The following is a 25,318-nucleotide window of genomic DNA, read 5'->3' as shown; positions in this document are numbered from 1 at the left end:
TCGGGATACCTCCGACGGTGAGGTGACACGGCTAGCGCAGGGCAACCGCCCACGACATGCGCCGGAGATGGTGAATCCAACGAGTTCGCTCGGTGCCAGGTGACCGCCGAACTCGTTGCGATCACCGGAGCACGTCGATCCGGATATCGCCCACCCGCTCGGGGATGCACTCTGATCCGGCTGCTGTTGCCGCCGATCTCGAGGCCTGGTGCCGCCCCGGCGGGCTCTTGGGCAAAGCTCCTGACCGGATTCCTCCGGCCCCTCCCGTTTCCGTGAGGTTGATGCATCAGGAAGCGTTGGTGCACAGTAGGTTTGGGGTTCGCCGTGGGTTGCGCATCAAATCGAATGGTCAGTGCGGAGCGAGTCAGCTGGTCGGGACCGGCTGCGGGAGCGGCGCCGAGGAAGGCTCCTGCGGCGGCAGCTGGGTGGGTGGTTCCGTGGTCGGGTTTTCCGGCGGTATTTGCGGGAGCGGCGCCGACGAAGGCTCCTGCGGCGGCAGCTGGGTGGGTGGTTGTGTGGTCGGGTTGTCCGGCGGCACAGGCGGGGGTGGTTGTGTGGTCGGGGTGTCGGAAGGGACAGGCAGGGGCGGCTGCGGAGGCGGGACCACCGTGATGGGGGGTTCCGGGCTGGTGGATGGCAACGTCTCGGGCGGAAGCGGAAGCTGCTGCGGCGGCAAGGTGGGTAGCGGCGGCAGTGAAGTGGGCGGCAGTCCCGGAATCTGTAGATCCGTGGGCAGGGTTCCCGGCAACTGCCCGACTCCCGGCACCGTCGTGGAACCGGGTGTTCCCTGCACGGTGGCAGGCAGTTGGGTGGTCTGCGTCGACGCGCCGGTGGTGGTGGTTCCCGGCGTTGTCGTCGCCGGGGGTGGGGTGGGAGCGATCTTCTCGAGTTCCGCGGCCAGCTTCGCCCGCCACGCGTCGAGTTCGTTGCGCGTGTCAGCGTCGCGGACCCCGCCGGCACGGTCGGCGGCGCCGTCGAGCAGGTTCTTCGCCGACTCCGCGTCGCCCGCGGCGATCAGCCGTTCGGCCTCCTGCAGCTGGGACGTGGTGTCGATCTGTGCAACGGTCGAATCGGCCTGCTGGCTGAACACGACCGACTTGACGCTCCACAGCGGATCGCCGGGTGCGGCGTTGTACGAGAAGATGGTGGCGCCGCCCATGACGACCGCGATCGCGGCGGCAGCGCCTGCGATGGGTCGCAACAGCCGGAGCTTGCCGCGGGCGGCGCTGCGTGCGGAACGGGCGTCCGAGGCGTCGATCGCCGCGATCACGTCGTCGAGCAGCGGCCCGGTCGGCATCGGCGTCGACACGATGTCGGCACGCCAATTGGTCAGCAGAAGCGCGAGTTGGTCCTGTTCCGGCGAATCCGTTGCGACGGGACCGCCACCGGCGATCGCGTCGATCAGTGCGTCGTCGCGGCGCACAGCCGCGACGTCCACCGGTGCGTCGTCTCCTGGGAGATCGGCATCGGGATTGCCGTTGCGCTGGATGCCCCTAACCAAACCTCTCACCTGCCCTCGTCGCATGCGATGGCTTCGTGTTGAGCCGCACGGACCGCTCCTGCGGTACTACCCACGATTGGGGCCGTCTACTCGGCTGACGTACCGACCACGAGCTGGAGGATCAAGATCTCCCGGTGCTTCGTCGGCAGCGTGCTCAGCGGTTCGTTCATCAGCCTGCTCGCTTCCGAGTCCAGCGCCCGCTGTTCGGGTCCGTCATCGTAGGCTTCGTCATCTGGTTTGTCGGTGACGGGCTCCGATTCGTTACCGCATGTCAGAGGACTGTTGCGGTTGCCGCACGACCGCGCCCGTCCGTTTGGGCCGACCCCGGCGCACTCGGGCGGTCCTGAGGCCCTGGGCCGGGGTCGACGTTTTTGTAGGGGCATCGCTTCATCTGGGTGGACGATCCTCCTAGTTGGATTATCCCACCGGTGGCCGGTACTCGGCGAGGCTCCGCGCCGCCTCCATTGCTGGTGGGTCGCGCTGATCTTGTCGCCGACTTCGGCGACGCTAATGCCGTCCGCAAGGCGGACCGACCGCGCACGGTGAAGGGTTTCGCAGGCATCCGCCGGACACAGCCTGCCCGGCGTCGCGCATTGAACCAGTCGTGTGTGTCCTGCGTTAGAACCATTGAGAGAGCCGCAGTGATCGATCCCGCGTGACCCCAGCCCAGACAGGGAGACACCGCCATGCAGTCCGACGAACTCAACCAGGAGCAGAGCCTGCGGATCAACCAGATGGCGTTTCCGCGTCGTACGGTTATCGCCGGTATGGGTGTTGTAGCCGCCTTGGCCGCTGGTAGCGCTCTGTTCAGCAGAACTCGCGCGTCGTCTGCGTCCGGCGGCAGCGGTGGCCCAGCTGTGAAGGCTGCGAGTGCAACCGTGCCGACCGGCAATGTTCCCGTCGGTGGCGGCGTGGTGCTCGGCGATGTGGTCGTCACACAGCCCAGCGGCGGTGACTTCCGCGGGTTCTCGTCGACATGCACGCACGCGGGGTGCACCGTATCCGACGTCTCCGGTGGCACCATCAATTGCCCGTGCCATGGCAGCAAGTTCAATCTCGACGGGTCCGTGCACAACGGTCCGGCGTCCGTTCCGCTCGCCCCACGGAGCGTCTCCGTTCAGGGTGACTCGGTCGTGGTCGGCTGAGGTGTGTGACGACTCAGGGGTGTCAACGAATTGGTACGCGGCAGATTGACCTCAGCCCGCGTGCCCGCGCCGTGCTGGTCTGCCCCTGGCGAATGAAACAAACCGATTGGCCTGTTTTCTGGTAGCGTCGGGGCCGTCATGGTGGTCACATGACAACGCGCACGTCTCAGGCATATGAGGCGATTCACGCGAGGGGTGGAGTGCAGGTGCTGCCCGAGCTGCTGATTGGGCGGCACCTGCACTCACCGTCACCGGAGGTGGGCACTCCTGGCGAGTCGAATCGCGGTCTACTTACCCGCCGTTTCCCGCGTGCGCAGGTCTTTGCGGAGGATTTTGCCTGCGGCGGACTTGGGGACGAGGTCGATGAACTCGACCCTGCGGACCTTCTTGTGCGGGGAGACCCGGGCGGCGACGAACGCGATCACCGCGGCCTCGTCCAGATCCTTGGCACCGGGCTGGGCGACGACGAACGCCTTCGGCACCTCCTCACCCTCGTCGTCGAGGACACCGATGACGGCGGCGTCGGCGATCTGCGGGTGCGTGAGCAGCAGCGCCTCGAGTTCGGCGGGCGGCACCTGATACGCCTTGTACTTGATCAGCTCCTTCATCCGGTCCACGATCGTCACCACCCCCTCGGCGTCGACGGTCGCAATGTCCCCGGTGTGCAGGTACCCGTCCGCGTCCAGGGTTTCGGCGGTGGCCTCGTCGTTGCCGAGGTACCCGGCCATGATGTTCGGGCCCTTGCACCACAACTCCCCCGGCGCGCTGACCCCCTCGGCCGGGTAGGCGACCTCCAGCCCGGTGGCGGGGTCGACGAGTTTGCATTCCATGTTCGCGATCGTCGGGCCGACCGAGTCGAGGGCGATGTCGTCGCGGTCGAACGGGATCGCGTGCGAGACCGGGCTCATCTCCGACATCCCGTAGCCCTGCCGGACCCGGCACCCGAGCCGGGTCGCGACGGCCCTGCCCAGTTCCTGATCCAGCGGGGCGGCACCGGAGAACACCGAATGCACCGAGGACAGGTCGTAGTCGTCGACCAACGGGTGCTTGGCCAACGCCACCGCGACCGGCGGCGCGATGAACACATACGTGCACCGCTGCCCGGAGACGATGCTCAGGAACTCGACGAGGTCGAACTTCGGCATCGTCACCAGGGCGGCCCGGTTGTAGAGGGCGGCGTTGAGCAGCACCGTCATCCCGTAGATGTGGAAGAACGGCAGCACCGCCAAAAGCCTGTCGTCGGCGCCGATGCCCATCCGCGGGTTGATCTGACACACGTTCGCGACCAGGTTGCGGTGGGTGAGCATCACCCCCTTCGGGCGGCCGGTGGTCCCCGACGAATACGGCAGCACCGCCAGCTGGGTGGCCGGGTCGAACGACACCTCCGGGGCCGGGTGGCCCTCGGTGAGCAGATCCGCCAGGGACGGGTGCCCGTCGGCGCCGTCGAGGACGATCACATTCTCGGTGGGGATTCCGACCCTCGCCGCCGCATCCTTGGCCTGCGGCAGCAGCGGGGAGACGGTGAACAGGAACTTCGCGTGCGAGTCGGTGAGCTGTTTGGCGATGTCCTCGGCGGTGTAGAGGGCGTTGATGGTGGTGGCGACGCCGCCGGCGCGCAGGATGCCGTGGAACACCGCGGCGAACGCGGGCACGTTCGGTGAGTGCAGGGCCACCACCTCACCGACCGCGAGACCGCGGGCGGCCAGCGCCCCCGCCACCCCGCCGATCTGGGCGATGAGCGACCGGTAGGTGATGACCGCACCGGAGGCGCCGTCGATCAGGGCGGGCCGTTCCGCATCCGCCGGGTCGACCCGACCGAACAGGAAATCGTAGACACTGAGGTTCGGGATCTCGACGTCCGGAAACGGGCTCTTGAAGCTCACGTGGGTCTCTCCCTCGAAGATTGCGGCGGGCTCCCACGCGCGAATGGCGGCGAGCCTCGTGGGTCGTCCGGGCAACCATAGGCCGTGACAGCCATCACTTCATCGTGGTGCGACACCGAAGATGTTTGTGGTCGGCCCACAGTCCCCTGGTGGGAATGTGTCGAAGGTCCGAATTCTGGCTGTAGCCTGGCCACAGCGGGTGGACAGTATCGGAGGTCGTGGGGATGACCACAGCACACGGCGCGATGCGGCCGTTCGACGACGCGGCAATCGATCTCGCGAAGTGGGTGCACGACCGCCATCCAGAGATCGCGCGAGCCGCCACCGACGCGATCTGGGCGGAACTGCCGTCCTACCGCGCCACCGGACTGTACGACGATGTGGTTGCCCACGTCACCGCCGTCTTCGGGGTGTTCACGACCAGCGTCATCGAACAACGGAATCCGCGCCTCGACGATTTCGCGTTCACGTCCGGGCACGCCTCGGAGCGCGTCGCGCACGGCATCTCCCTGATCGACTTCCTTCACGCGTTTCGCATCGGGCAGATCGTCCTCTGGTCGTATGTTCTCGAATTCGTCCGATCGACGGAGGGGCAGCAGGAAACGGCACTGAGCCTGGTCGAGCACCTCATGCGCACGATCGAGGCGGGCTGCTCCGCCGCCGCGACCACCTACCTGCAGGCGCAGCAATATCTCGTGGCCGACCAGGAGCGCATCGCACTCGACTGTCTCGAGGATCTGCTCGCGGGGAACGTGCCCGCCGTACCGGTCCGCCTGGAGGCGATGCGCCGGGCCGGGCTCGCGGACGGCGCCGGGTTCGTCGTCATCGTCTGCCGGGCAAGCTCGGAGGCGGACGACGCGGATCCGATCCTCGACGCACGCAGGGTGCTCTCCCGGCATCTGTCGGGGATGTTGGTGCCGTGGCGGCAGGAACTCGTCGGACTCGTCCCGCTCGAACGACTCAGCCCCGGCGCCCTGTCGCAGAAGGTCGCTCGCGCAGCCACCGAGCTCGGGACGACCCGGACCACAGCGTCGATCGGTATCAGCTCGACGCACCTCGGGTTCGACCAGACGGCCGAAGCGTTGCTGGAGGCTCAGGTCGCCTGCGACCACCTGGGAGGCCGGCGCGAGGTCCAGATCTTCGACGATCTCTCGCCGCTGGACTACCTGGTGCGGCGCGCGGACCCGACCGCGCGCCGACTCGTCGAGCCCCAGTTGCGCGCGTTCATCGCCGAAGACCTGTCGGCGGGCGCGATCTACATCGAGACGCTGACGGCGTACGTCGCCCACGACATGAACGCGAAGGAGGCCGCCTCCGCGCTACAGATCCACGTGAACACGATGTACTACCGGTTGGGTCGGATCGCCGAGCGCACCGGCAAGGACCTTCGGCGGGTGGAGGACGTCGTCAATCTCCTCCTCGCGGTCCGGATCGCGTCAACGGAGCCGCGCTGAGCGGTGCGGCCGCGATGCGAGATCAGGGGACGCGCAGGATCAGGGCGTCGCCCTGTCCGCCACCGCCGCAGAGGGCGACGGCGCCGGTGCCGCCTCCGCGGCGCTGCAACTCGAGCGCGAGGTGCAGGGTGATCCGGGCGCCGGACATTCCGATGGGGTGCCCGAGGGCGATGGCGCCGCCGTTGACGTTGACGCGTTCGGGGTCGACGCCGAGTTCGCGGGTGGACGCGATCCCGACCGCGGCGAACGCCTCGTTGATCTCGATCAGATCCAACGTGGTCGGTGAGATACCGGCTGCATCACAGGCTTTCGCGATCGCTCCGGACGGCTGGAACTGCAGTCCCGAATCCGGCCCGGCGACCATCCCGTGCTCGCCGATCTCAGCCAGCCACGTCAGGCCTTCCGCCTCGGCGCGCTCCTTGCTCATCACCACCACGGCGCAGGCGCCGTCGTTGATGGTCGACGCGTTGCCCGCGGTGACCGTGCCGCCGGCTCGGAATGCGCCCCGCAGCCGCGCCAGGGTTTCGGCGGTGGTGTCCGGCCGGATGCCTTCGTCGCGGCGCAGCCAGGTGCTCTCACCCTTGCGTGCGGGGATCTCGACGGGGACGACCTCGTCGTCGAAGACTCCGCTGTCCCACGCCTTCGCGGCGAGCTGGTGCGAGCGGGCGGCGAACGCGTCCTGGTCCTCGCGGGCGATGACGTCCCTGTCGTTGCCCGCCTCGGTGAGCAGTCCCATCGGCTGGTCGGTGAATGCGTCGTGCAATCCGTCGAGGGCCATGTGGTCGACGAGGGTGACGTCGCCGTACTTGAAACCGCCGCGCGAACCGGGCAGCAGGTGCGGTGCCTGGCTCATCGACTCCATGCCGCCGGCGACGATTACGTCGAACGCGCCGGACCGGATGAACTGGTCGGCGAGGATGATCGATTCGACCCCCGACAGGCACACCTTGTTGATGTTGAGCGACGGCGTGTTCATCGGGATGCCGGCCTTCGCGGCCGCCTGACGGGCGGGCATCTGCCCGGCGCCGGCGGTGAGGACCTGTCCCATGATGACGTACTGGACCCGGTCCGGGGCGACACCGGCCTTGCCGAGCGCCCCCTCGATGGCGATGGCGCCGAGGTCGGCGCCGGAGAATCCGGCGAGTGAGCCCTGCAGCCGGCCGATCGGGGTGCGGGCGCCGGCGACGATCACGGAGGTGGTCATGTGCGGAAGGCCTTTCGGGGGTGGGTTCGTCAGTTCGCGGCGAGGGTGCGGCTGATGACCAGTCGCTGAATCTGGTTGGTGCCCTCGAAGATCTGGGTGATCTTCGCTTCGCGCATGTACCGCTCGACGCGGAAGTCGCGGGTGTAGCCGTAGCCGCCGAGGACCTGCACGGCGTCGGTGGTGACCTTCATTGCGGCGTCGGTGGCGACGAGCTTGGCGACGGACGCGTTGCGGGAGTACGGCAGGCCGGCGTCGCGGCGGCGGGCGGCGTCGATGTATGTGGCGCGCGCCGAGTCGACGGCGGCGGCCATGTCGGCGAGCAGGAACCCGAGGCCCTGGTGGTCGATGATCTTCTTGCCGAACGCGGTCCGTTCCTGGGCGTAGGCCACGGCCTCGTCGAGGGCCGCCTGCGCGAGTCCGACGGCGACGGCGGCGATGCCCAGCCGGCCGGAATCCAGTGCGCTGAATGCGATCTGCAGCCCCTGACCCTCCGCGCCGATGCGCCGCTCCACGGGCACGAAGGCGTCGTCGTAGTGCGCGGACGTGGTCGGCACGGCGTGCAGGCCCATCTTCTCCTCGGGCTTGCCGAACGTGAGTCCCTCGGTGTCCTTCGGGACCAGGAAGCAGGAGATCCCCTTCGAGCCCTCACCGGTGCGGGCGAAGAGGTTGTAGAAATCGGCGATGCCGCCGTGCGTGATCCAGGCCTTCGCGCCGTTGACGACGTACCCGCCGTCGGTCGCGGCGGCCTTGCAGGTCAGTGCGGCGGCGTCGGATCCGGCCTGCGGCTCGGACAGGCTGTAGGCGCCGACGGTGTTGCCGCCGAGCATGTCCGGGAGCCACTGCTGCTTCTGCTCGTCCGTGCCGAACGCCATCAGCGGGTGGCAGGCGAGGCTGTGGACGCTGACCGCCACCGCGACGGCGGCCCAGCGGGCGGCGATCTCCTCGAGCACCTGCAGGTACACCTCGTACGGCTGCGCGCCGCCGCCCCACTCCTCGGGGTACGGCAGGCTCAGCAGTCCGGCCTCGCCGAGGGTGGCGAACACGCCTTCGGGGTAGGTCTCCGACTTCTCGTGCTCGTCGACGATCGGCGTCAGGACCTTGTCGGCGACGTCGCGCGTGAGCTGGATCAGGTCACGGGCTTCGTCAGTAGGCAGCAAACGATCGACGGCCACGGTGTCTCCTCGAGAAGGCTACGGAAAGCAGTACTGGATTACGGCCCAGAGTACTGATTGCGAAATAGTACTGCAAGACACCTCCCAGTACTATTTCTGTCATGGAGCAGCCCACCCGACCCGGTTTCGCCACCCGACGGCGCACCCAGCTCTTCGACGCCCTCGTCGACCTCTTTCTGGTCGAGGGGTTCGCACACCTGACGCTCGACGAGATCGCGAACCGGCTGCGCTGCTCGAAGTCGACGCTCTACACCCTCGCCGGCAGCAAGGAGCAGCTGGTCCGGGCCGCCACGGTGCACTTCTTCCGCCGCGCGACCGAGGACGTCGAGTCGCGCATCGAGCCGATCGGCGGGGCCCGCGAGCGGATCACCGCGTACCTGTCGGCCGTCGGCAACGCACTCGCGGCCGCGTCCGACCAGTTCATGGCCGACCTCGACGCCTTCCCCCCGGCACGGGAGGTCTACGAACGGAACACGCAGTTCGCGGCCGGTCGGGTCCAGGAGTTGATCACCGAGGGCGTCGCCGCCGGCGACTTCCGCGACGTGCACGCCGCGTTCGCCGCCGACCTCGCCGCCACCATGATGGTCCGCATCCAGCAACGCGGGGTCCGCGACAGCACCGGGCTCGACGACGCGCACGCGTACGCCGAACTCGCCGCCATCCTCACGGGCGGCATCAGCGCCTGAGCCGGGTCACCAAGGTGTGGTGGTCGGGCGTCCACTCCGGCTTGGAATGGATGGAACCTGCATTGGCCGCGATCCGGATCGCAGCTACGTTTGAACCTTGACGTCCTCTCGGCCGTGAACGACCGAGATTCCCCTCGAGACTCGCGTCCCGAGGTTCCTGTTTCACCGACAGTCGCCACCCCGCACGTTATGTGCGAGGTGGTCTCACACCGTCTCCGCAGGCTGCCACCGTCAGTCCGACGGCCAAAATGTTCCTTGCCGCGTTCACGTCGCGGTCGTGGACGACGCCGCATCGGCACGTCCACTCCCGCACCGTCAGCGGCATCGTCGAGGCGACCGCCCCGCACACCGAGCAGGTCTTCGACGACGGATGAAACCGGTCGATCGCCACCACCCGGCGCCCATACCAGTCGGCCTTGTACTCGAGCATCGACCGGAACTCGGACCACCCCGCATCCGAGATCACCCGAGACAACGACCGATTCTTCACCATATTCCGCACACTCAGATCCTCGATGGCGATCACTTGATTTTCGCGCACCAAACGAGTGGAAAGTTTGTGCAGATAATCGCGACGCCGATCGGCGATCCGACCATGAATCTTCGCGACCTTCAGTCGGGCCTTCGCCCGGTTACGCGATCCTTTCTCCTTCTTGGCCAGCACCCGCTGCGCCTTCGCCAGCCGCTCACGATCCGTGCGCTCGTGGCGCGGGTTGGTGATCTTCTCCCCCGTCGAGAGCGTGTACAGGCTCGTGATCCCGGCGTCGAGCCCGACCGCCCGATCGGTCGACGGGGCCTTGGTGATCGTGTCCTCGACGAGAATCGAAATGTGGTACTGACCACGAGCATTGCGCGACACCGTCACCTGCGACGGCACCGCCCCCTCCGGTAGTGGCCTCGACCACCGAATCTCCAGGGGTTCGGACTGCTTGGCCAACCGGATCTGCCCACCCCGGTAGGTGAAGCAGTTCGAGAAGTAGGTCGCCGACTCCTTCGACTGGCCCTTCTTCTTGAACTTTGGGTAGCGGGTCTGCTTGCGCCAAAACCTGTCGAACGCGCCCTGCAACTGCCGCAGCGATTCCTGCAGCGGTCCCTTCGACGGCTCCGCCAACCACTCCGTCTCGGCATCGCGTTTCCATCCGGTGAGCATCTTCGAGGTGTCCGCGTAGGTGACCCGCCGCTGCTCCTGCGACCACGCCCGCGTCCGCTCGGCCAACGCCCGGTTATAGACATACCGGGTGCACCCGAACGTCCGAGCAAGCTGTTCCGCCTGCACCGCAGTCGGATAGAAACGATACTTGAACGCACGCTTCACCACCCTCCCCGCCATGCCCCAGACACTAACCCCACGGTCCGACAAAACCCGATCACCGTCTAGGCCGCAAAGGACTGGTTCTCGTCATGTTGATCGATGCATTGTTGGCAGCCCTTCCGGCGGATCGTGTCGTGCGCGACCCCGACGTCGTCGCCCGGTACCAGCACGACGAGGCGGAGTGGGCGCCGTACGCGGCGCCGCTCGCCGTCGTCCGGCCCCGAACGGCGCTCGAAGTCCAGGCCGTCGTGCGCGCCTGCCTCGAGCACGACACCGCCGTCGTCACGCGGGGCGCCGGCACCGGCCTGTCCGGCGGGGCGAACGCGACCGACGGCTGCGTCGTCCTCGCGCTCGAGGGCATGAACGCGATCAAGGAGATCGATCCCCTCGAGCGGTACGCCGTCGTCGAACCCGGCGTGGTGAACGATCATCTCCGGGCCGCCTGCGCCGAACACGGACTCTGGTATCCGCCGGACCCGGCCAGCGCGCCGTGGTCGACGATCGGAGGGAACGTCGCCACCAACGCGGGCGGACTGTGCTGCGTCAAGTACGGCGTCACCCGCGACTACGTGCTCGGCATGCAGATCGTTACCGGCACCGGTGAACTCGTGCGCCTCGGACGCAAGACCGCCAAGGGGGTGGCCGGCTACGACCTGGCGGGTCTGATGGTCGGGTCCGAAGGAACGCTCGGCGTCATCACCGAAATCACGGTCAAGTTGCGCCCGCTGCAAGACCCGCAGCGCACGGTGGCCGGCTACTTCGATTCCATCGTCGACGCGGGCCGGGCCGTCAGCGCGGTGGCCGCGGCGGGGCTCACCCCGTCGGCGCTCGAATTGGTGGACAGGCAGTGCCTCATCGCCGTCGACGCGTGGAAGAAGATGGGACTGTCGGTGGAGGCGAACGTCGTTCTCCTCGGCCGCATCGACACCGCGGGCGTCATCGGCGACCAGGAGGCGGAGAAGATGCTGTCGTGCTTCGACGAAGCCGGAGCCACATGGTCTGCCGTGTCCACCGACCAGGAGGAGGCGGATGCGTTGTTCGCCGCGCGCCGCCTGGCCTACCCGGCGATGGAGCGGCTCGGACCGGTTCTCACCGAAGACGTGTGCGTTCCGAAACGGGCTGTCCCCGAGATGCTTGCACGCATCGAACAGGTCGGCATCGCCCACGAGACCACGATCGCCAACATCGCACACGCCGGCGACGGAAACCTGCACCCGCTGCTCATCACACCCCGCGACGACGAGCCTGCCCGCGCCCGCGCGCAGGCCGCCTTCGCGGAAATCATCGACGCCGCGCTCGAACTCGGCGGCACCGTCACCGGCGAACACGGTGTCGGTCTGCTGAAGATGGAAGGTCTTGCCCAGGAACTCGATCCGGTCGTGCTGGACATGCACCGATCGGTGAAGAACGCCCTCGATCCCCACGGAATCCTGAACCCGGGGAAGGTCTTTGCCCCGGGCCCGTGAGTACTTGTTAACCGCCGGCGGTTAACAAGTACTCACAGGGGGTGTGTCAGAGGCCGGCGCGGACCAGCTTCGCGGCGTCGACGAGGTTACGCAGCGACGCCTCCACCTCCACCGGACCGCGGGTCTTCAATCCGCAGTCCGGGTTGACCCACAACCGTTCCGCCGGAACCGCTTCGAGCGCCTCCTTCAGCGAGGCTGCGATCTCCTCCACGCTCGGCACGCGCGGGGAGTGGATGTCGTAGACACCCGGGCCGACGCCGAGATCGAACCCGACGGCGTTCAGGTCACCCAGGACCTCCATGTGCGAGCGGGCCGCCTCGATCGACGTCACATCCGCGTCCAGGTTCGCGATGGCGTCGATGACCTCACCGAACTCCGAGTAGCACAGGTGGGTGTGGATCTGCGTCGAGTCCGCGACCCCCGAGGTCGCGAGCCGGAACGCCCCCACCGACCAGTCCAGGTAGGCGGTCTGCTCGGCCGCCCGCAGCGGCAGGAGTTCGCGCAGTGCGGGCTCGTCGACCTGAACGATCCGGATCCCGGCGCCCTGCAGGTCGACCGTCTCGTCTCGGATGGCGAGGGCCACCTGGTTCGCCGAGTCCGCCAGCGGCTGGTCGTCGCGCACGAACGACCACGCCAGGATGGTCACCGGACCGGTGAGCATGCCTTTGACCGGGCGCTGGGTGAGGGACTGGGCGTAGGTGATCCAGCTGACGGTCATCGGGTTCGGACGGCGCACGTCGCCGTAGAGGATCGGCGGACGGACGCACCGGGACCCGTACGACTGCACCCAGCCGTTCTCGGTGGCGAAGAACCCGTCCAACTGCTCGGCGAAGTACTGCACCATGTCGTTGCGTTCCGGCTCGCCGTGCACGAGGACGTCGAGGCCCAGTTCCTCCTGCAGCGCAACGACAGCGGCGATCTCGGCGCGCATCCGGGTCAGGTACTCGGCGTCGTCGATCTCACCCTTGCGCAGCGCCGCCCGCGCCACCCGGATCGCGGTGGTCTGCGGGTAGGAGCCGATGGTGGTGGTCGGCAGCAGCGGCAACTCCAGTGCGGCCTGGGCCGGGCGGCGCTGATCCGCGGGGGAGCGGCCGGGGTCGGAGGACAGGATCGTTTCCAGCCGGGCGCGGATTGCGTTGTCGCGCAGCCGCGGGTCGGTGGTGCGGGTCGAGGCCGCCGCTCGGGCCAGCGCGAACTCCTCGTCCACCGTCTCCCGGCCCTCGGTGAGCGCGGTGGCCAGCGTGACCACCTCGCGGACCTTCTCGGTGCCGAACGCCAGCCACGACCGCAGGGCCTTGTCCACGTTCTTCTCGGCCTGCAGGGTGTACGGGACGTGCAGCAGCGAGCAGGAGGTGGACACCGCCAGCGATCCGGTGCTGCCGAGCAGGGTGCCGAGGGTGGTCAGGGCGTTTTCGAGGTCGGTGCGCCAGATGTTGCGCCCGTCCACGACACCGGCGACGACGTGCTTGCGGGTCAGTTCGGGAACCGCGGCGAGGGTGTCGGATCCGGCGACCAGATCGACGGCGATGCCCTCGACCCCGGTCGAGGCGATCGCGGGCAGGGCGTCGCCGAGGCTGCCGAAGTAGGACGCCAGCAGGATCGCGGGACGGGTTTCGACGGCGGACAGCTGGTCGTAGACGCGCTTGGCGGTGGCGATCTCCTCCGGGGTGCGGTCGGCGACCAGGGCCGGTTCGTCGATCTGCACCCACTCGGCGCCGGCGTCGTGGAGCTGGGTCAGCAGATCCGCATACAACGGCACCAGCTCATCGATCCGATCCAGCAGCGGCGCCTCCGAGCCGACGGCCTTCGACAGCAGCAGGAACGTCACCGGACCCACGATCACCGGGCGGGCCGCGATGCCGAGTTCGAGGGCCTCACCGAGTTCGCCGAGCACCTTCGACGCATCCAGGGCGAACGAGGTGGACGGGGTGATTTCGGGGACGAGGTAGTGGTAGTTGGTGTCGAACCACTTCGTCATCTCCAGCGGGGTGACGCTGTCGGTGCCGCGAGCGGCGGCGAAGTACCGGTCGAGGTCGTCGTCGATGCCGGCGACACGGTCGGGCAGGGCGCCGAGCAGGACGGCGGTGTCGAGGACCTGGTCGTAGTACGAGAACGTGTTGACCGGGATCGAATCGAGCCCGGCATCGCGCAGGTCGGTCCAGGTCTGCCGGCGCAGGTCGGCGCCGACCGCGGCCAGGGCGGCGGCGTCGGCGCGGCCCGCCCAGTAGGCCTCGACGACCTTCTTGAGTTCGCGGTTCCGACCGATACGAGGTGATCCCAGTACGGTCGCGGTGAAGAGGGTGGTCACGGTGTTTCTCCAGTTGCATGCAGGGAAGGACCACCACCGGCAGAAACGAGTACACCTCTCGAGCCCGAGACAAAGCATGCTGCGACACGAGGAGGCCTACACGCCCATTCCCCGAGGCGGTGGACCGTCGGGCACGGCGTGCCCGACGCAGTCGGCAGGTCTTCGGACTCGCGGGCACCCGGTGGCATCCACCGGACCTAGTGGCCGTCGCTTCCCAGGCAAAATGCCCAGTGCATGATGACGGCGGTCGTTCCCACTCACCGCTGCGGGACAGTCCCGGATTCTCACCGGGTTCCCTCTCACACCCCGAGACCCCCGGAGGGATTCGCGGTGCTTCGACGCCTGGTGCGGTCTTCGGGGCTCCTCATGACCGTGCCGGGCGAACCAGCTGCACCGGTCAGCATAGGGGACAACCCCGTCCGGGTGGGACACCACACCCGCTTCCCAGGGGAGACGTTCGGCTGAGGATCCCTCCATTCATCGCGGTGTCGCATGTGTGGTTTCTCCATAGTTTCGAGCTGATCCGACTCATAGAGTGGTCCACGTCACGTCACGTCGCCCGGTCGGGCGCGCCCACTCTTCAGGAAGCCGAGACATTCATGTCGCCTGTACTGCAGAAACCCGAGATCGAGGCGAGGGTGGTCCGGAAGGTCGCCCGGCGGCTCATTCCGTTCCTCGGCCTGGCCTATTTCGTCAACTACCTCGACCGGACCAATATCGGGCTGGCGAAGTTGACCATGAGCGCGGAACTCGGCCTCACCGAGACGATGTTCGGCCTGGCCTCCGGGCTGTTCTTCATCGGGTATCTCCTGTTCGAGGTGCCGAGCAATCTCGCGCTGCACAGGTTCGGGGCACGCCGCTGGATCGCCCGGATCATGCTCACGTGGGGGATCATCGCGGCCGCCATGGCCTTCGTGCCCAATGTGGGATCGCTGTACGGGTTGCGCATGCTGCTGGGTATCGCCGAGGCCGGCTTCTTCCCGGGGGTCTTGCTCTACCTGACCCTGTGGTTTCCCCGCGCCTACCGGGTCCGGCTGATGGGCCTGTTCCTTCTCGCGCTCCCGGTGTCGTCGGCGCTCGGGGCACCGTTGTCGAGCGCCATCATCCAATACTGGGACGGCCTGTTCGGACTGTCCGGTTGGCGCGTGATGTTCTTGATCGAGGGGATACCCGCCGTCCTGCTCGCGGTGGTCACCTGGTTCTACCTCACGGACCGGCCGTCGCAGGCCACGTGGCTGGATGAGGACGAAAAGGTTTGGCTCACTCGCGAACTCGAATCCGAGGCTTCGGAATCCGGTTCCCACGGGTCGGTGCGCCGGGCGCTGACGGATTCCCGCGTGTGGATGCTGGGCCTCGTCTACTTCGGGATCACCTACGGGCTGTACTCGCTCAGCTTCTTCCTGCCCAGCATCGTCGCCGGTTTCAAGAAGACGTTCGCCACCGATTTCTCGCTGTTCACCACCGGGTTGATCGTCGCGGTTCCGTTCGCGGTCGGCGCCGTCGCAATGGTGTTGTGGAGCAGGCACTCCGACCGGACGGGTGAGCGGATCTGGCACGTCGCCGTCCCCACCCTGATCGGAGCCGTCTCCATCCCGGTCGCCCTGTACATGCAGTCGCCGCTCACGACGATGATCGCGGTCACCGTCAACGCGGTCGGTGTGTTCTGCGCACTGCCCGTGTTCTGGTACCTGCCCAGCACATTCCTGACCGGTGCCGGCGCCGCGGCAGGCATCGCCGTCGTGAACTCGGTGGGCAACCTGAGTGGTTTCGGGGCCCCGTACGTCACCGGGTGGCTGTTCGACGCCACCGGGAACTCGCGCGCCGGCCTGTGGGTCGTGGGGGCGGTCATGCTCGTCGCCGTGATGCTGGTTCTCATCCTCAGATCCCGGGTAAGTGCCACGCGCAGTACCGAAGACGCCGATACCCGCGTGGTCACCGCGAGTCGTTGAGCATGCGCCCGGGGTCAGCGCTCCTCGGCGATCCGCTCGAGCAGTGGGCGGGTCCGGTAGGGGATGGCGTCACGCATGGCGACGGACACCGTGGTGCGCTCGATCCCGGGCACGGCGAGGATGAGGCCGGCGACGCGGTACAGGTCGTCGGCATCGACGGCGACCACGCCGATGTGCAGGTCTGCCGCTCCGGAGATGCCGACGACCTCGACGACCTCGGCGATGTCCCGCAGGTGTTCGATGACGTCCTCGAGGCGGTGCTGGTCGACGACCGCGGTGACGAACGCCTGCAGGGGGTATCCCAGGTCGCGGGGTGACACGCAGCGGTCCACGGGCGCGAGCACGCGCTGCTCCTCCCAGCGAGACATTCGTGCCTGCACGGTATTCCGTGCCATCCCCAGCAGGGTCGCCAGTTGGACGCCGGTTGCGCGGGGGGCGTCGCACAGGGCGAGCAGCAGGCGGGCATCGGTTCGATCGAGTCTCGTCATGTAGCGCAGTATCCCACACTCCCCATGCCGAGAGTTGGGCATTCTGCTTAATTTGATAGACAACACTTGCGCATGCTGGATCCCGATGTTTGCATGAGTACATCATTCTGACCGAAACGGTCGCACATGGGCGGCGGTGCCTCCCGTTCCATCCCATTCGGAGGTATTCGTGTTCGACAACGATGATGTGGTGCAACTCGTCACCGAAACCGGTGCGCGAGTGGATCATCCCGACTACTCCCGGTACGTCGACGACGTGGACGTCGCCGCGGTGCGCGCACTGTACGAGGACCTCGTCGTGGTGCGGCGCATCGACGCGGAGGCGACCGCGCTGCAGCGTCAGGGCGAACTGGGCCTGTGGGCGCCGCTGCTGGGGCAGGAAGCGGCGCAGGTCGGGTCGGCACGCGCCCTCGATCCCGGCGACTTCGTCTTCGCCAGCTACCGCGAACACGGGGTGGCGTACTGCCGCGACGTCGATCCCACCCACATGCTCCGGTTCTGGCGGGGGTCGACGCACTCGGGCTGGAACCCGTTCGACTACAACATGACAACCCCCGCGATCATCGTCGGCGCGCAGGCACTGCACGCCACCGGGTACGCGATGGGCCTGCAGTTCGACGGCTCCGACGGCGCCTCGATCACCTACTTCGGCGACGGCGCCACCAGTCAGGGCGACATCTCCGAGGCCTTCGGGTTCGCCGCGAGCTTCAACGCCCCGGTGGTGTTCTTCTGCCAGAACAACCAGTGGGCGATCTCCGAACCGGTCAGCCTGCAGTCGCGGGTGAGCATCGCCGCGCGGGGCCGCGGCTTTGGCGTTCCCAGTGTGCGCGTCGACGGCAACGACGTGATCGCCGTGATCGCCGTGACCCGGGCCGCGCTCGAGCGGGCACGGGAAGGCAGCGGACCGACCCTGATCGAGGCCGTCACCTACCGGATGGGCCCGCACACCACGTCCGACGACCCGACCCGGTACCGCCCGGCCGCGCTCGACGAGGAATGGAAACGCAAGGACCCCCTCGACCGCATCCGTGCGCTCCTCGAGTCGGCGGGCGCGATCGACGACGACTACCTCGCCGCGGTGCAGCAGCGCGCCGACGACACCGCCGCCGCGCTGCGCCGCGGATGCCTCGAGACCGTCGAGCCCGAACCGATGTCGTTGTTCGACAACGTCTACGCCGAACCCCATCCCCTCGTCGACGACGAGCGCCGCCAGTTCGCCTCCTACCTCGACAGTTTCGAAGGGACCGACGCATGAGCACAGCCATCTCCGCGGCCGCCCCGACCACGCTTCCGCTCGGCAAGGCCCTCAACGCCGGCCTGCGCCGCGCCCTCGAGAACGACCCGAAGGTCGTGCTCATGGGCGAGGACATCGGCAAACTCGGCGGCGTCTTCCGCATCACCGACGGACTGCAGAAGGACTTCGGCCCCAACCGTGTCATCGACACCCCGCTCGCCGAGTCCGGGATCATCGGCACCGCAGTCGGTCTCGCGATGCGCGGCTACCGGCCGGTGTGTGAGATCCAATTCGACGGGTTCATCTACCCCGGCTTCGACCAGATCGTCTCGCAGGTCGCCAAACTGCACTACCGCACGGGCGGCAACGTCACGATGCCGATCACCATCCGCGTCCCGTACGGCGGCGGCATCGGCGCGATCGAGCATCACTCCGAGTCCCCGGAGGGCTATTTCGCCGCGACCGCGGGTCTTCGCGTCGTCACCTGCAGCACCGCCGCCGACGCGCACACGATGATTCAGCAGGCCATCGCCTCGGACGATCCGGTGCTGTTCTTCGAGCCCAAGCGCCGCTACTGGGAGAAGGGGCAGATCGACCCCGCCGCCGAGACGGGGCCACTGCACAAGGCCCGGGTGGTCGCCCCGGGTACCGACGTCACCGTCGTCGCGTACGGGCCGCTCGTGACGACGGCGCTGCAGGCGGCGAAAGTCGCTGCGGATGAGGGCCGGTCGGTCGAAGTGATCGATCTGCGGTCCCTCTCCCCGCTCGACGTCGACACCGTCGCCGCGTCCGTGCAGCGCACCGGACGCCTGGTCGTCACCCACGAGGCGCCCGTGTTCCTCGGCATCGGCGCCGAGATCGCCGCCCGCATCAGCGAGCGCTGCTTCTACCACCTCGAGGCGCCGGTCGCCCGCGTCGGCGGCTTCACCGTCCCCTACCCGCCGGCGAAACTCGAACAGCACTTCCTGCCGGACGTCGACCGCATCCTCGACGCCGTCGACTGCACCTTCACCGCGTAGGACCAGGAGTTCCCCCGTGCCCACTGTCAAGACATTCCTGCTGCCCGACCTCGGCGAGGGCCTCACCGACGCCGAACTGCTGACCTGGCAGGTCGCGGTCGGTGACACCGTGACGCTGAACCAGAACATCGCCGAGGTCGAGACCGCGAAGGCCTCCGTCGAACTCCCATCCCCGTACGCCGGAACGGTGGTCGCGCTGCACGCGGCGGAGGGGACGACCGTCGACGTCGGCTGCCCGTTCATCGACATCGAGGTCGCCGGCGAGGAACCGAAGGTGGACCCCGCGCCCCCGGCCGAGCGGACTCCGGTCCTCGTCGGCTACGGCGTGGCCGAGGACTCGTCCAGCAAGCGCCGCCGCAGGCACACAACCGCCGCGGCCGCTCGCATCGGCGACCTTCCCGCCCCGCATTCGACGCGTCCGCTGGCCTCGCCGCCCGTGCGGTTCGCCGCGAAGCGATCCGGAGTCGACCTCACCGCGGTGGTTGCCACCGGGGTGCACGGTGAGGTCACCAGGGACGACCTCGAACGTCATCGCACCGCCACCCCGGTGACGACGCCGACGGCCACGCCCGTGCCCGACGCCGACGAGGAACGCATCCCGATCAAGGGCGTCCGCAAGCACACTGCGGCGGCGATGGTCCGCAGCGCGTTCACCGCCCCGCACGTCACCGAGTTCGTCACGGTCGACGTCACCCCGACCATCGAACTGCTGGCTCAGCTACGGGACACGAAGCACTTCACCGACGTACGCCTGACACCACTGACGTTGGTGGCCAAGGCCCTGCTCGTGGCGCTGCGCACCAACCCGACCCTGAATTCGTTCTGGGACGAAGGCGCGCAGGAGATCGTGGTCAAACGCTCCGTGAACCTCGGCATCGCGGCCGCCACGCCGCGCGGACTCATGGTGCCCAACATCAAGAACGCACACACCCTCGGTCTGCCCGACCTTGCGATCGCCCTGTCGGATCTGACGACCACCGCCAAGGAGGGGAAGACCGGACCGGCCGACCTGGCGGACGGCACCATCACGATCACCAACGTCGGTGTCTTCGGCATCGACTCGGGCACACCCATCCTCAACCCCGGCGAGGCGGCGATCCTGTGCTTCGGGGCGATCCGCAGGCAGCCGTGGGAATACCGGGGCGAGATCGCGTTGCGGTCGGTGACGACCTTGAGCCTGTCGTTCGACCATCGACTGGTCGACGGCGAGCAGGGATCGCGATTCCTCGCCGCCATCGGCCAGATCCTGTCCGACCCGATGACGTTGATCGCGCTGAGCTGAGCCTCCGTTCGATCCGACCTTCCGGCACGTCCGATGACGTGCCCGACCGAGGGAGATTCCCCATGTCTGACCAACCCGACGTCCTGATTCTCGGCGGAGGATCCGGCGGATACGCCTGCGCCTTCCGTGCCGCGCAATTGGGCAAATCCGTCACCCTGATAGAAGAGGACAAGGTCGGCGGCACCTGCCTGCACCGCGGGTGCATTCCCACCAAGGCGCTCGTACACGCCGCCGAGGTCGCTGACACCGTCGCGCACGCGTCGGCCCTCGGGATCGGTGCGACACTCGACGGGATCGACCTCGATGGTGTCCACGCGTACAAGAACGCGATCGTCGAACGCCTCTACAAGGGTCTGCAGGGGCTGGTCCGCAGTCACCGGATCGAGGTGGTCCACGGCACCGGTCGCTACGCCGGAGGCCGCACCGTCCACGTCGGTGACCGCACGATCACCGGCGCGGCACTGGTCCTCGCGACCGGTTCGGAGGTCCGGAGTCTCCCCGGACTCGAGATCGGCGGCCGAATCCTCACCAGCGACCAAGCATTGACGTTCCCCGAGCTTCCGCGGCGCGTCGTCGTGCTCGGCGGCGGTGTCATCGGCGTCGAGTTCGCCGGCATCTGGGCATCCCTGGGCGCGGACGTCACGATCGTCGAGGCGCTGCCCCGGCTGATCGCCGCCGAGGACGAATGGGCCTCGAAGCAACTCACCCGGGCCCTGCGCAAGCGCGGCATCACGGTCATGACCGGCACCCGGTTCGCGAAAGCCGTTCAGGACGAGCGCACGGTCAGCGTCACCGTGGAATCGGGCGACACGCTCGAGGCCGACCTGCTGCTCGTCGCGGTCGGCCGCGGACCCCGCACCGCGGGCCTGGGACTCACCGAGCTGGGCGTCGACGTCGACCCCCGCGGATTCGTCACGGTCGACGATTCCCTGCGCACCTCGCAGCCGGACGTGTACGCGGTCGGCGACATCGTCGCCGGACCTCAACTCGCGCACCGCGGATTCCAGCAGGGCATCTTCGTCGCCGAAACGATCGCCGGCCTGAGCCCGACCTTGTTGGAGGACAGCGTAATTCCCCGGGTGACGTACTCGAACCCCGAGGTCGCGTCAGTCGGGCTCACCGAAGAACAGGCACGCGAACGCCACGGCGACGTCGCCACCGTCGTCTACGACCTCGCCGGCAACGGCAGAAGCCAGATCCTCGGAACCAGCGGCGGCGTCAAACTCGTCCGCGCCGGAGCCACGGACGGACCGGTCGTCGGTATCCACATGGTCGGAGAACGCGTGGGTGAACTCATCGGCGAGGCGCAATTGATCGTCAACTGGGGTGCCTACCCGAACGAGGTCGCCGCACTCGTTCACGCGCACCCCACCCAGGCCGAGGCGGTCGGCGAGGCGCACCTCGCACTCGCGGGAACCCCGCTGCACAGCCACAGTTGATCGAGAGCATTCAGCTGTGTCCCTTTGGCAGGGTGGAGGAGAGGGGATGGCGTGTGACGGCATGGTGCCGCCCGCAGGCGAGGAAGAGGGGGGCTCCCCGGCCGCGGGCGGCTGTGGCCCTCCAGCCGAGGGGTGACCGGTCAGGGGGCCTCGCTGGTCCGTGGGGCCGCCGGGCCCGCGGATCAGCGTAGATGGTGGGTACCCGATATGTGCGGGACTATTCACCGCGGGGAGCAACGATTCGTCCGGGTCGATCCTCGAAAACGACTGGGCGAGTGTCCAGTTGTAACGGAAACCCGAAGTGCCGGCCGATCGAACCGACCGGCCGGTTATCGCGTCGCGTCCCCGTCCCACACTCGGGTAGAACGCAAGTCGGCCATCGGAGGGGACGGTCGGCGATATCCTGGGGTACAACGTCGAGAGGTGGGCAGTGTGGCATGCGTCGACCGTGTTTCGAATGGGACGAATCGATGTAGTCGATGACTGATGTCGATCCGTTCGCCACCCAGCGCGACGTGTCCGGTTCGGTCACGGCGGAGTTGGCGGCGGCCGGATTCGAGGACGCTCAGGAGATCGGCCGCGGCGGATTCGGGGTCGTGTACCGCTGCATCCAGACTGCGCTGGACCGCACTGTGGCGGTGAAGGTCCTCACCGCCGACCTCGACGAGGAGAACCGGGCCCGATTCCTGCGGGAGCAGCGTGCTGCGGGCCGGCTGACCGGTCACCCCAACATCGTCAATGTTCTCCACGCCGGCGTCACCGAGAACGGCAGGCCCTACATCGTGATGCCGTACCAGGCGCAGGGCTCGCTCGACGAACGGATCCGCCGCCACGGGCCGCTCCCGCTGGACGAAGCGCTGCGTCTCGGGGTGAAGATGGCAGGCGCCCTGGAGACCGCCCACCGGCTCGGGATCCTCCATCGCGACGTCAAACCCGGGAACATCCTGAGCACCGATTACGGCGAGCCCGCACTCACCGACTTCGGCATCGCCCACATCGCGGGCGGGTTCGAGACCAGCGCGGGCATCGTGACGGGGTCGCCGGCGTTCACCGCCCCCGAGGTCGTGGCCGGCGAGGCCCCGAGTCCTGCCGCCGACGTCTACGGGCTCGGCGCCACCTTGTTTGCGGCAATCACCGGTCACGCGGCGTTCGAACGCCGCAGCGGTGAACAGCTGGTGGCGCAGTTCCTGAGGATCGCGTCCGAGCCGGTCCCGAACCCGCGCGAGCACGGCGTATCCGAGGAGATCAGCGCGGTCGTCGAACGTGCCATGTCGTCCGAACCCGGGGCCCGCCCGTCCGCCGTGGAACTGGGCAGGCAACTCCGCGACGCGCAACTGCGTCACGGCTTCCCGGTCGACGAGATGGCGATGTATGCGGGAACAGTTGCAGTGCAAGGCAGCACGTCAGAACCGGGCGCCGATCCCGGAGGAGAAGGTGCGTGGAGCCGGCCTGCCGGAGCGCCGGCGGACTCGGGCCGGACAGGTGGACTCCCGCTGGAGCTGACCAGCTTCGTCGACCGCCGCACGGAACTGGCGGAGGCGACGAACTTGCTGTCGACGTCGCGGCTGGTGACGTTGACCGGGATCGGCGGGGTGGGGAAGACCCGGCTCGCCATTCGTGCTGCCACCAAGGCACAACGGAATTTCGCGGACGGCGTGACGCTGGTGGAACTGGGTGAACTACTGGATGATTCGCTGTTGGCGGGAGTGGTCGTCGCTGCCCTGGGGTTGCGGGGTCAGTCGACGCGACACCCCCACGAGATGCTCGTCGAGTTCCTCGCCCCGCGAGACCTGCTGCTCGTGCTGGACAACTGCGAGCAGGTGGTGGCCGCGGCCGCGAAGCTCGCCGAGATCCTGCTTCGCGCATGCCCGCAACTGCGGATTCTCGCGACGAGTCGCGAACCGCTCGGGATCGGCGGGGAAGCGGCGCTGCTGATCCCTCCGCTGCCCGTCCCGGATCCCGACCATCTCCCGAAAGGGCTGCCCCGCAACGACGCGGTCACCCTGTTCGTCGAACGCGGTGTCGCCGCCGTCCCCGGGTTCGAACTCACCGAGGACAACAAGGTCACCATCGCCCGTATCTGTCAGCGGCTGGACGGCTTGCCGCTGCCGATCGAGTTGGCTGCGGCCAGGCTCCGTGCGATGACACCCGACCAGATCCTGCAGCGCCTGACCGATCGGTACCTGCTGCTGACCCGCGGCAGCCGGGACGCGCCCTCGCGGCAGCAGACACTGCGGATGTGCATCGACTGGAGCTACGACCTGTGTACTCCTGTGGAACAACGGATGTGGGCGCAGCTGTCCGTGTTCGCGGGCACATTCGAACTCGAGGCGGCCGAACAGGTCTGCGACGGTGACGACGTCGACGATCTTCTCGACACGGTGACCTTCCTCGTCGACAAGTCGATCCTGACGCGAGAGGAGTCGGGCACCGCGGTGCGGTTCCGGATGCTCGAGACCGTGCGAGCCTACGGGCGCGAAAAGGCGCAGGAGAGTGGCGTGTACACCGAACTGCGCCGTCGGCACCGGGACTGGTGTGACCGCCTCGCGGTCGAAGCGGAATCCGAATGGATCAGCTCCCGGCAACTTCCGTTGATCGCCAAATTGTCACGGGAACTGCCGAATATCCGCGAAGCGCTGGACTTCTGCGTGTCCGACAGCCCGGGCATCGGAGTTCGGATCGCGGCCGCGTTATACCCGTACTGGCTGGCCCGGGGGCTGTTCGTCGAGGGGCGACGGTGGCTCGATCGCCTCCTTGCGCGGCAGGTCTCCGAGCCCACGATCGATCGGGCCAAGGCGCTCTACGGCGCCGCCGTGCTGGCCGGAGTGCAGGGCGACATTTCGGTGTCGGACACCCTGGCGGAGGAAGCGCGGGCGCTCGCCGCCCGGACGCCCGACCCGGAGGTGCGCGCGCACCTCGACCACGCAATCGGATACGCAGCCTTGTTCGCGGGCCGCCTCCCCGAGGGGCGCGCGCATCTCGAGAAGGCCGTCCTTGTGTTCACGGCACGCAACGACGTCTTCGAGGTGGCCGCGGTCGTGGGTCTCGGCATGATGTACGACCTGTTGAACGACACGGAACGTGCCGTCGAATGCCACGAGCGCATCCTCGCGATCACCGAAGCTCAGGGCGAATCGGTGTACCGGTCGTATTCGATGTGGGCGCTGGCCGTCGCCGTGTGGCAGAAGGGGGAGAGAGCCCGAGCGGTGCGACTCCTCGGGCGAGCGCTCCAGGTGGACCGCCGGGTGAACGACCGGCTCAATTCCAGTGTGTGCCTGCAGGCCCTCGCGTGGATCGCCGCCGAGGAGCAGAACATGGAGCGGGCCGTCGTGTTGATGGGGGCGGCCGAGGCGCTCACCCGGTCGGTGGGCAGTTCGGCGGTGCTGGTGCCTGGACTGAGCGTGTACCAGGACGAGTGCGAACGCGCGACCCGGCAGGCGATGACCGAACCCGCGTTCGCCGCCGCCCGACGAAAGGGCGAGTCGCTCGGTTTCGACGCAGCCGTCGCCTACGCACTGGGCGAGCAGGTCTCGGCCTCGTCTACCTCCGCCGGCCAGTCCCCCAAACCGACGAAGCGGGAGCGTGAAGTTGCCGCCCTGATCGTCGAGGGACTGACCAACAAGGAGATCGCCGCCCGGCTCGTCATCTCGCCCCGCACCGCGCAGGGGCACGTGGAGCACCTCCTGACGAAACTGGGGTTCAACTCACGCGCGCAGATCGCGGCGTGGGTCGTGGAATCGCAGGGTGAGGGCTCCTGAGCTGGGCTTGTTGGGGTG

17 protein-coding genes, 1 pseudogene and 1 riboswitch are annotated in these 25,318 nt (G+C 68.0%); of the genes and pseudogenes, 10 read left to right on the top strand and 8 right to left on the bottom strand.

The window, feature by feature from the left end; translation table 11 throughout:
* Positions 1–364: 364 nt before the first annotated feature.
* Both JWS14_RS17655 and JWS14_RS50100 read right to left on the bottom strand, forming a co-directional pair.
* Complete coding sequence (locus tag JWS14_RS17655) at positions 365–1,510, bottom strand: anti-sigma-D factor RsdA (protein WP_206013945.1); 1,146 nt, start codon at positions 1,508–1,510, stop codon at positions 365–367.
* Positions 1,507–1,761 (bottom strand): annotated as a pseudogene (locus JWS14_RS50100) (RNA polymerase subunit sigma); the annotation flags it as partial. The pseudogene JWS14_RS50100 and the gene JWS14_RS17655, both read right to left, overlap by 4 nt.
* 426 nt (positions 1,762–2,187) lie before the next feature.
* On the opposite strand from JWS14_RS50100, the gene JWS14_RS17650 reads away from it, so the two are divergent.
* Entirely contained in the window at positions 2,188–2,646 is a 459-nt protein-coding gene (locus JWS14_RS17650; RefSeq protein ID WP_206013944.1) for a QcrA and Rieske domain-containing protein, read from the top strand.
* 287 nt (positions 2,647–2,933) lie between these two features.
* Here the strand turns inward: JWS14_RS17650 and JWS14_RS17645 are convergent, their stop codons facing one another.
* Positions 2,934–4,529: an AMP-binding protein gene (locus JWS14_RS17645; RefSeq protein WP_206013943.1), complete on the bottom strand. Its 1,596-nt coding sequence runs from the start codon at positions 4,527–4,529 to the stop codon at positions 2,934–2,936.
* 224 nt (positions 4,530–4,753) lie between these two features.
* Between JWS14_RS17645 and JWS14_RS17640 the strand changes: the two genes are divergently transcribed.
* Positions 4,754–5,983 carry a PucR family transcriptional regulator gene (locus JWS14_RS17640; protein ID WP_206013942.1) on the top strand — a complete coding sequence of 410 codons (1,230 nt, stop codon included), beginning with the start codon at positions 4,754–4,756 and terminating at the stop codon, positions 5,981–5,983.
* Between the two features lie 22 nt (positions 5,984–6,005).
* On the opposite strand, the gene JWS14_RS17635 is transcribed toward JWS14_RS17640, so the two are convergent.
* Together JWS14_RS17635 and JWS14_RS17630 are read right to left on the bottom strand one after the other, a co-directional pair.
* Entirely contained in the window at positions 6,006–7,187 is a 1,182-nt protein-coding gene (locus JWS14_RS17635; protein WP_095861571.1) for an acetyl-CoA C-acetyltransferase, read from the bottom strand.
* Positions 7,188–7,216: 29 nt separating this feature from the next.
* Complete coding sequence (locus tag JWS14_RS17630) at positions 7,217–8,359, bottom strand: acyl-CoA dehydrogenase family protein (protein ID WP_095861572.1); 1,143 nt, start codon at positions 8,357–8,359, stop codon at positions 7,217–7,219.
* Between the two features lie 101 nt (positions 8,360–8,460).
* Here JWS14_RS17630 and JWS14_RS17625 point away from each other — a divergent pair, with 101 nt between their 5' ends.
* The gene (locus tag JWS14_RS17625) at positions 8,461–9,045 is read left to right on the top strand and encodes a TetR/AcrR family transcriptional regulator (RefSeq protein WP_095861573.1); all 585 of its coding nucleotides are present in this window, start codon (positions 8,461–8,463) and stop codon (positions 9,043–9,045) included.
* Between the two features lie 187 nt (positions 9,046–9,232).
* Here JWS14_RS17625 and JWS14_RS17620 read toward each other — a convergent pair whose 3' ends face one another.
* Positions 9,233–10,375: an RNA-guided endonuclease TnpB family protein gene (locus JWS14_RS17620; RefSeq protein ID WP_206013941.1), complete on the bottom strand. Its 1,143-nt coding sequence runs from the start codon at positions 10,373–10,375 to the stop codon at positions 9,233–9,235.
* 71 nt (positions 10,376–10,446) lie between these two features.
* Here JWS14_RS17620 and JWS14_RS17615 point away from each other — a divergent pair, with 71 nt between their 5' ends.
* Positions 10,447–11,823 carry an FAD-binding oxidoreductase gene (locus tag JWS14_RS17615; protein ID WP_206013940.1) on the top strand — a complete coding sequence of 459 codons (1,377 nt, stop codon included), beginning with the start codon at positions 10,447–10,449 and terminating at the stop codon, positions 11,821–11,823.
* A gap of 46 nt (positions 11,824–11,869) precedes the next feature.
* Here the strand turns inward: JWS14_RS17615 and metE are convergent, their stop codons facing one another.
* The gene (gene metE, locus JWS14_RS17610; RefSeq protein ID WP_206013939.1) at positions 11,870–14,131 is read right to left on the bottom strand and encodes a 5-methyltetrahydropteroyltriglutamate--homocysteine S-methyltransferase; all 2,262 of its coding nucleotides are present in this window, start codon (positions 14,129–14,131) and stop codon (positions 11,870–11,872) included.
* 136 nt (positions 14,132–14,267) lie between these two features.
* Positions 14,268–14,463: riboswitch (cobalamin riboswitch) on the bottom strand.
* A gap of 267 nt (positions 14,464–14,730) precedes the next feature.
* Here metE and JWS14_RS17605 point away from each other — a divergent pair.
* Complete coding sequence (locus JWS14_RS17605) at positions 14,731–16,080, top strand: MFS transporter (protein ID WP_206013938.1); 1,350 nt, start codon at positions 14,731–14,733, stop codon at positions 16,078–16,080.
* A gap of 14 nt (positions 16,081–16,094) precedes the next feature.
* On the opposite strand, the gene JWS14_RS17600 is transcribed toward JWS14_RS17605, so the two are convergent.
* Positions 16,095–16,568, bottom strand: coding sequence for an Lrp/AsnC family transcriptional regulator (locus JWS14_RS17600; RefSeq protein WP_072946680.1), 474 nt, complete (start codon positions 16,566–16,568; stop codon positions 16,095–16,097).
* Positions 16,569–16,737: 169 nt separating this feature from the next.
* On the opposite strand from JWS14_RS17600, the gene pdhA reads away from it, so the two are divergent.
* The 5 genes from pdhA (at position 16,738) to JWS14_RS17575 (ending at position 25,300) form a co-directional block, all read left to right on the top strand.
* Positions 16,738–17,823 carry a pyruvate dehydrogenase (acetyl-transferring) E1 component subunit alpha gene (pdhA, locus tag JWS14_RS17595; RefSeq protein ID WP_206013937.1) on the top strand — a complete coding sequence of 362 codons (1,086 nt, stop codon included), beginning with the start codon at positions 16,738–16,740 and terminating at the stop codon, positions 17,821–17,823.
* Positions 17,820–18,821 carry an alpha-ketoacid dehydrogenase subunit beta gene (locus JWS14_RS17590; protein WP_206013936.1) on the top strand — a complete coding sequence of 334 codons (1,002 nt, stop codon included), beginning with the start codon at positions 17,820–17,822 and terminating at the stop codon, positions 18,819–18,821. The genes pdhA and JWS14_RS17590 overlap by 4 nt, the downstream gene beginning before the upstream one ends.
* A 16-nt stretch (positions 18,822–18,837) precedes the next feature.
* Positions 18,838–20,103, top strand: a complete 1,266-nt coding sequence (locus tag JWS14_RS17585) for a dihydrolipoamide acetyltransferase family protein (RefSeq protein ID WP_206013935.1) — start codon at positions 18,838–18,840, stop codon at positions 20,101–20,103.
* A 62-nt stretch (positions 20,104–20,165) separates the two neighbouring features.
* A complete protein-coding gene (lpdA, locus tag JWS14_RS17580; RefSeq protein WP_206013934.1) occupies positions 20,166–21,542 on the top strand; it encodes a dihydrolipoyl dehydrogenase in 1,377 nt (458 codons plus the stop codon).
* Between the two features lie 479 nt (positions 21,543–22,021).
* Positions 22,022–25,300 (top strand): protein kinase domain-containing protein, encoded by a 3,279-nt coding sequence (locus JWS14_RS17575; protein WP_206013933.1) that lies wholly within the window; start codon positions 22,022–22,024, stop codon positions 25,298–25,300.
* The last annotated feature ends 18 nt before the right edge of the window (positions 25,301–25,318 follow it).

The organism is Rhodococcus koreensis (assembly GCF_017068375.1).
In the GTDB taxonomy this organism is placed as follows: domain Bacteria; phylum Actinomycetota; class Actinomycetes; order Mycobacteriales; family Mycobacteriaceae; genus Rhodococcus_F; species Rhodococcus_F koreensis.
Note: the sequence above shows the minus strand (reverse complement) of the source record. Positions and strands in the feature narration are given on the sequence as shown.

Coding starts and splice junctions, on each gene's coding strand:
- JWS14_RS17650 (WP_206013944.1), top strand. CDS start 2,188: ATGCAGTCCGACGAACTCAACCAGGAGCAGAGCCTGCGGATCAACCAG.
- JWS14_RS17640 (WP_206013942.1), top strand. CDS start 4,754: ATGACCACAGCACACGGCGCGATGCGGCCGTTCGACGACGCGGCAATC.
- JWS14_RS17635 (WP_095861571.1), bottom strand. CDS start 7,187: ATGACCACCTCCGTGATCGTCGCCGGCGCCCGCACCCCGATCGGCCGG.
- JWS14_RS17625 (WP_095861573.1), top strand. CDS start 8,461: ATGGAGCAGCCCACCCGACCCGGTTTCGCCACCCGACGGCGCACCCAG.
- JWS14_RS17620 (WP_206013941.1), bottom strand. CDS start 10,375: ATGGCGGGGAGGGTGGTGAAGCGTGCGTTCAAGTATCGTTTCTATCCG.
- JWS14_RS17615 (WP_206013940.1), top strand. CDS start 10,447: ATGTTGATCGATGCATTGTTGGCAGCCCTTCCGGCGGATCGTGTCGTG.
- JWS14_RS17605 (WP_206013938.1), top strand. CDS start 14,731: ATGTCGCCTGTACTGCAGAAACCCGAGATCGAGGCGAGGGTGGTCCGG.
- JWS14_RS17600 (WP_072946680.1), bottom strand. CDS start 16,568: ATGACGAGACTCGATCGAACCGATGCCCGCCTGCTGCTCGCCCTGTGC.
- JWS14_RS17590 (WP_206013936.1), top strand. CDS start 17,820: ATGAGCACAGCCATCTCCGCGGCCGCCCCGACCACGCTTCCGCTCGGC.
- lpdA (WP_206013934.1), top strand. CDS start 20,166: ATGTCTGACCAACCCGACGTCCTGATTCTCGGCGGAGGATCCGGCGGA.
- JWS14_RS17575 (WP_206013933.1), top strand. CDS start 22,022: ATGACTGATGTCGATCCGTTCGCCACCCAGCGCGACGTGTCCGGTTCG.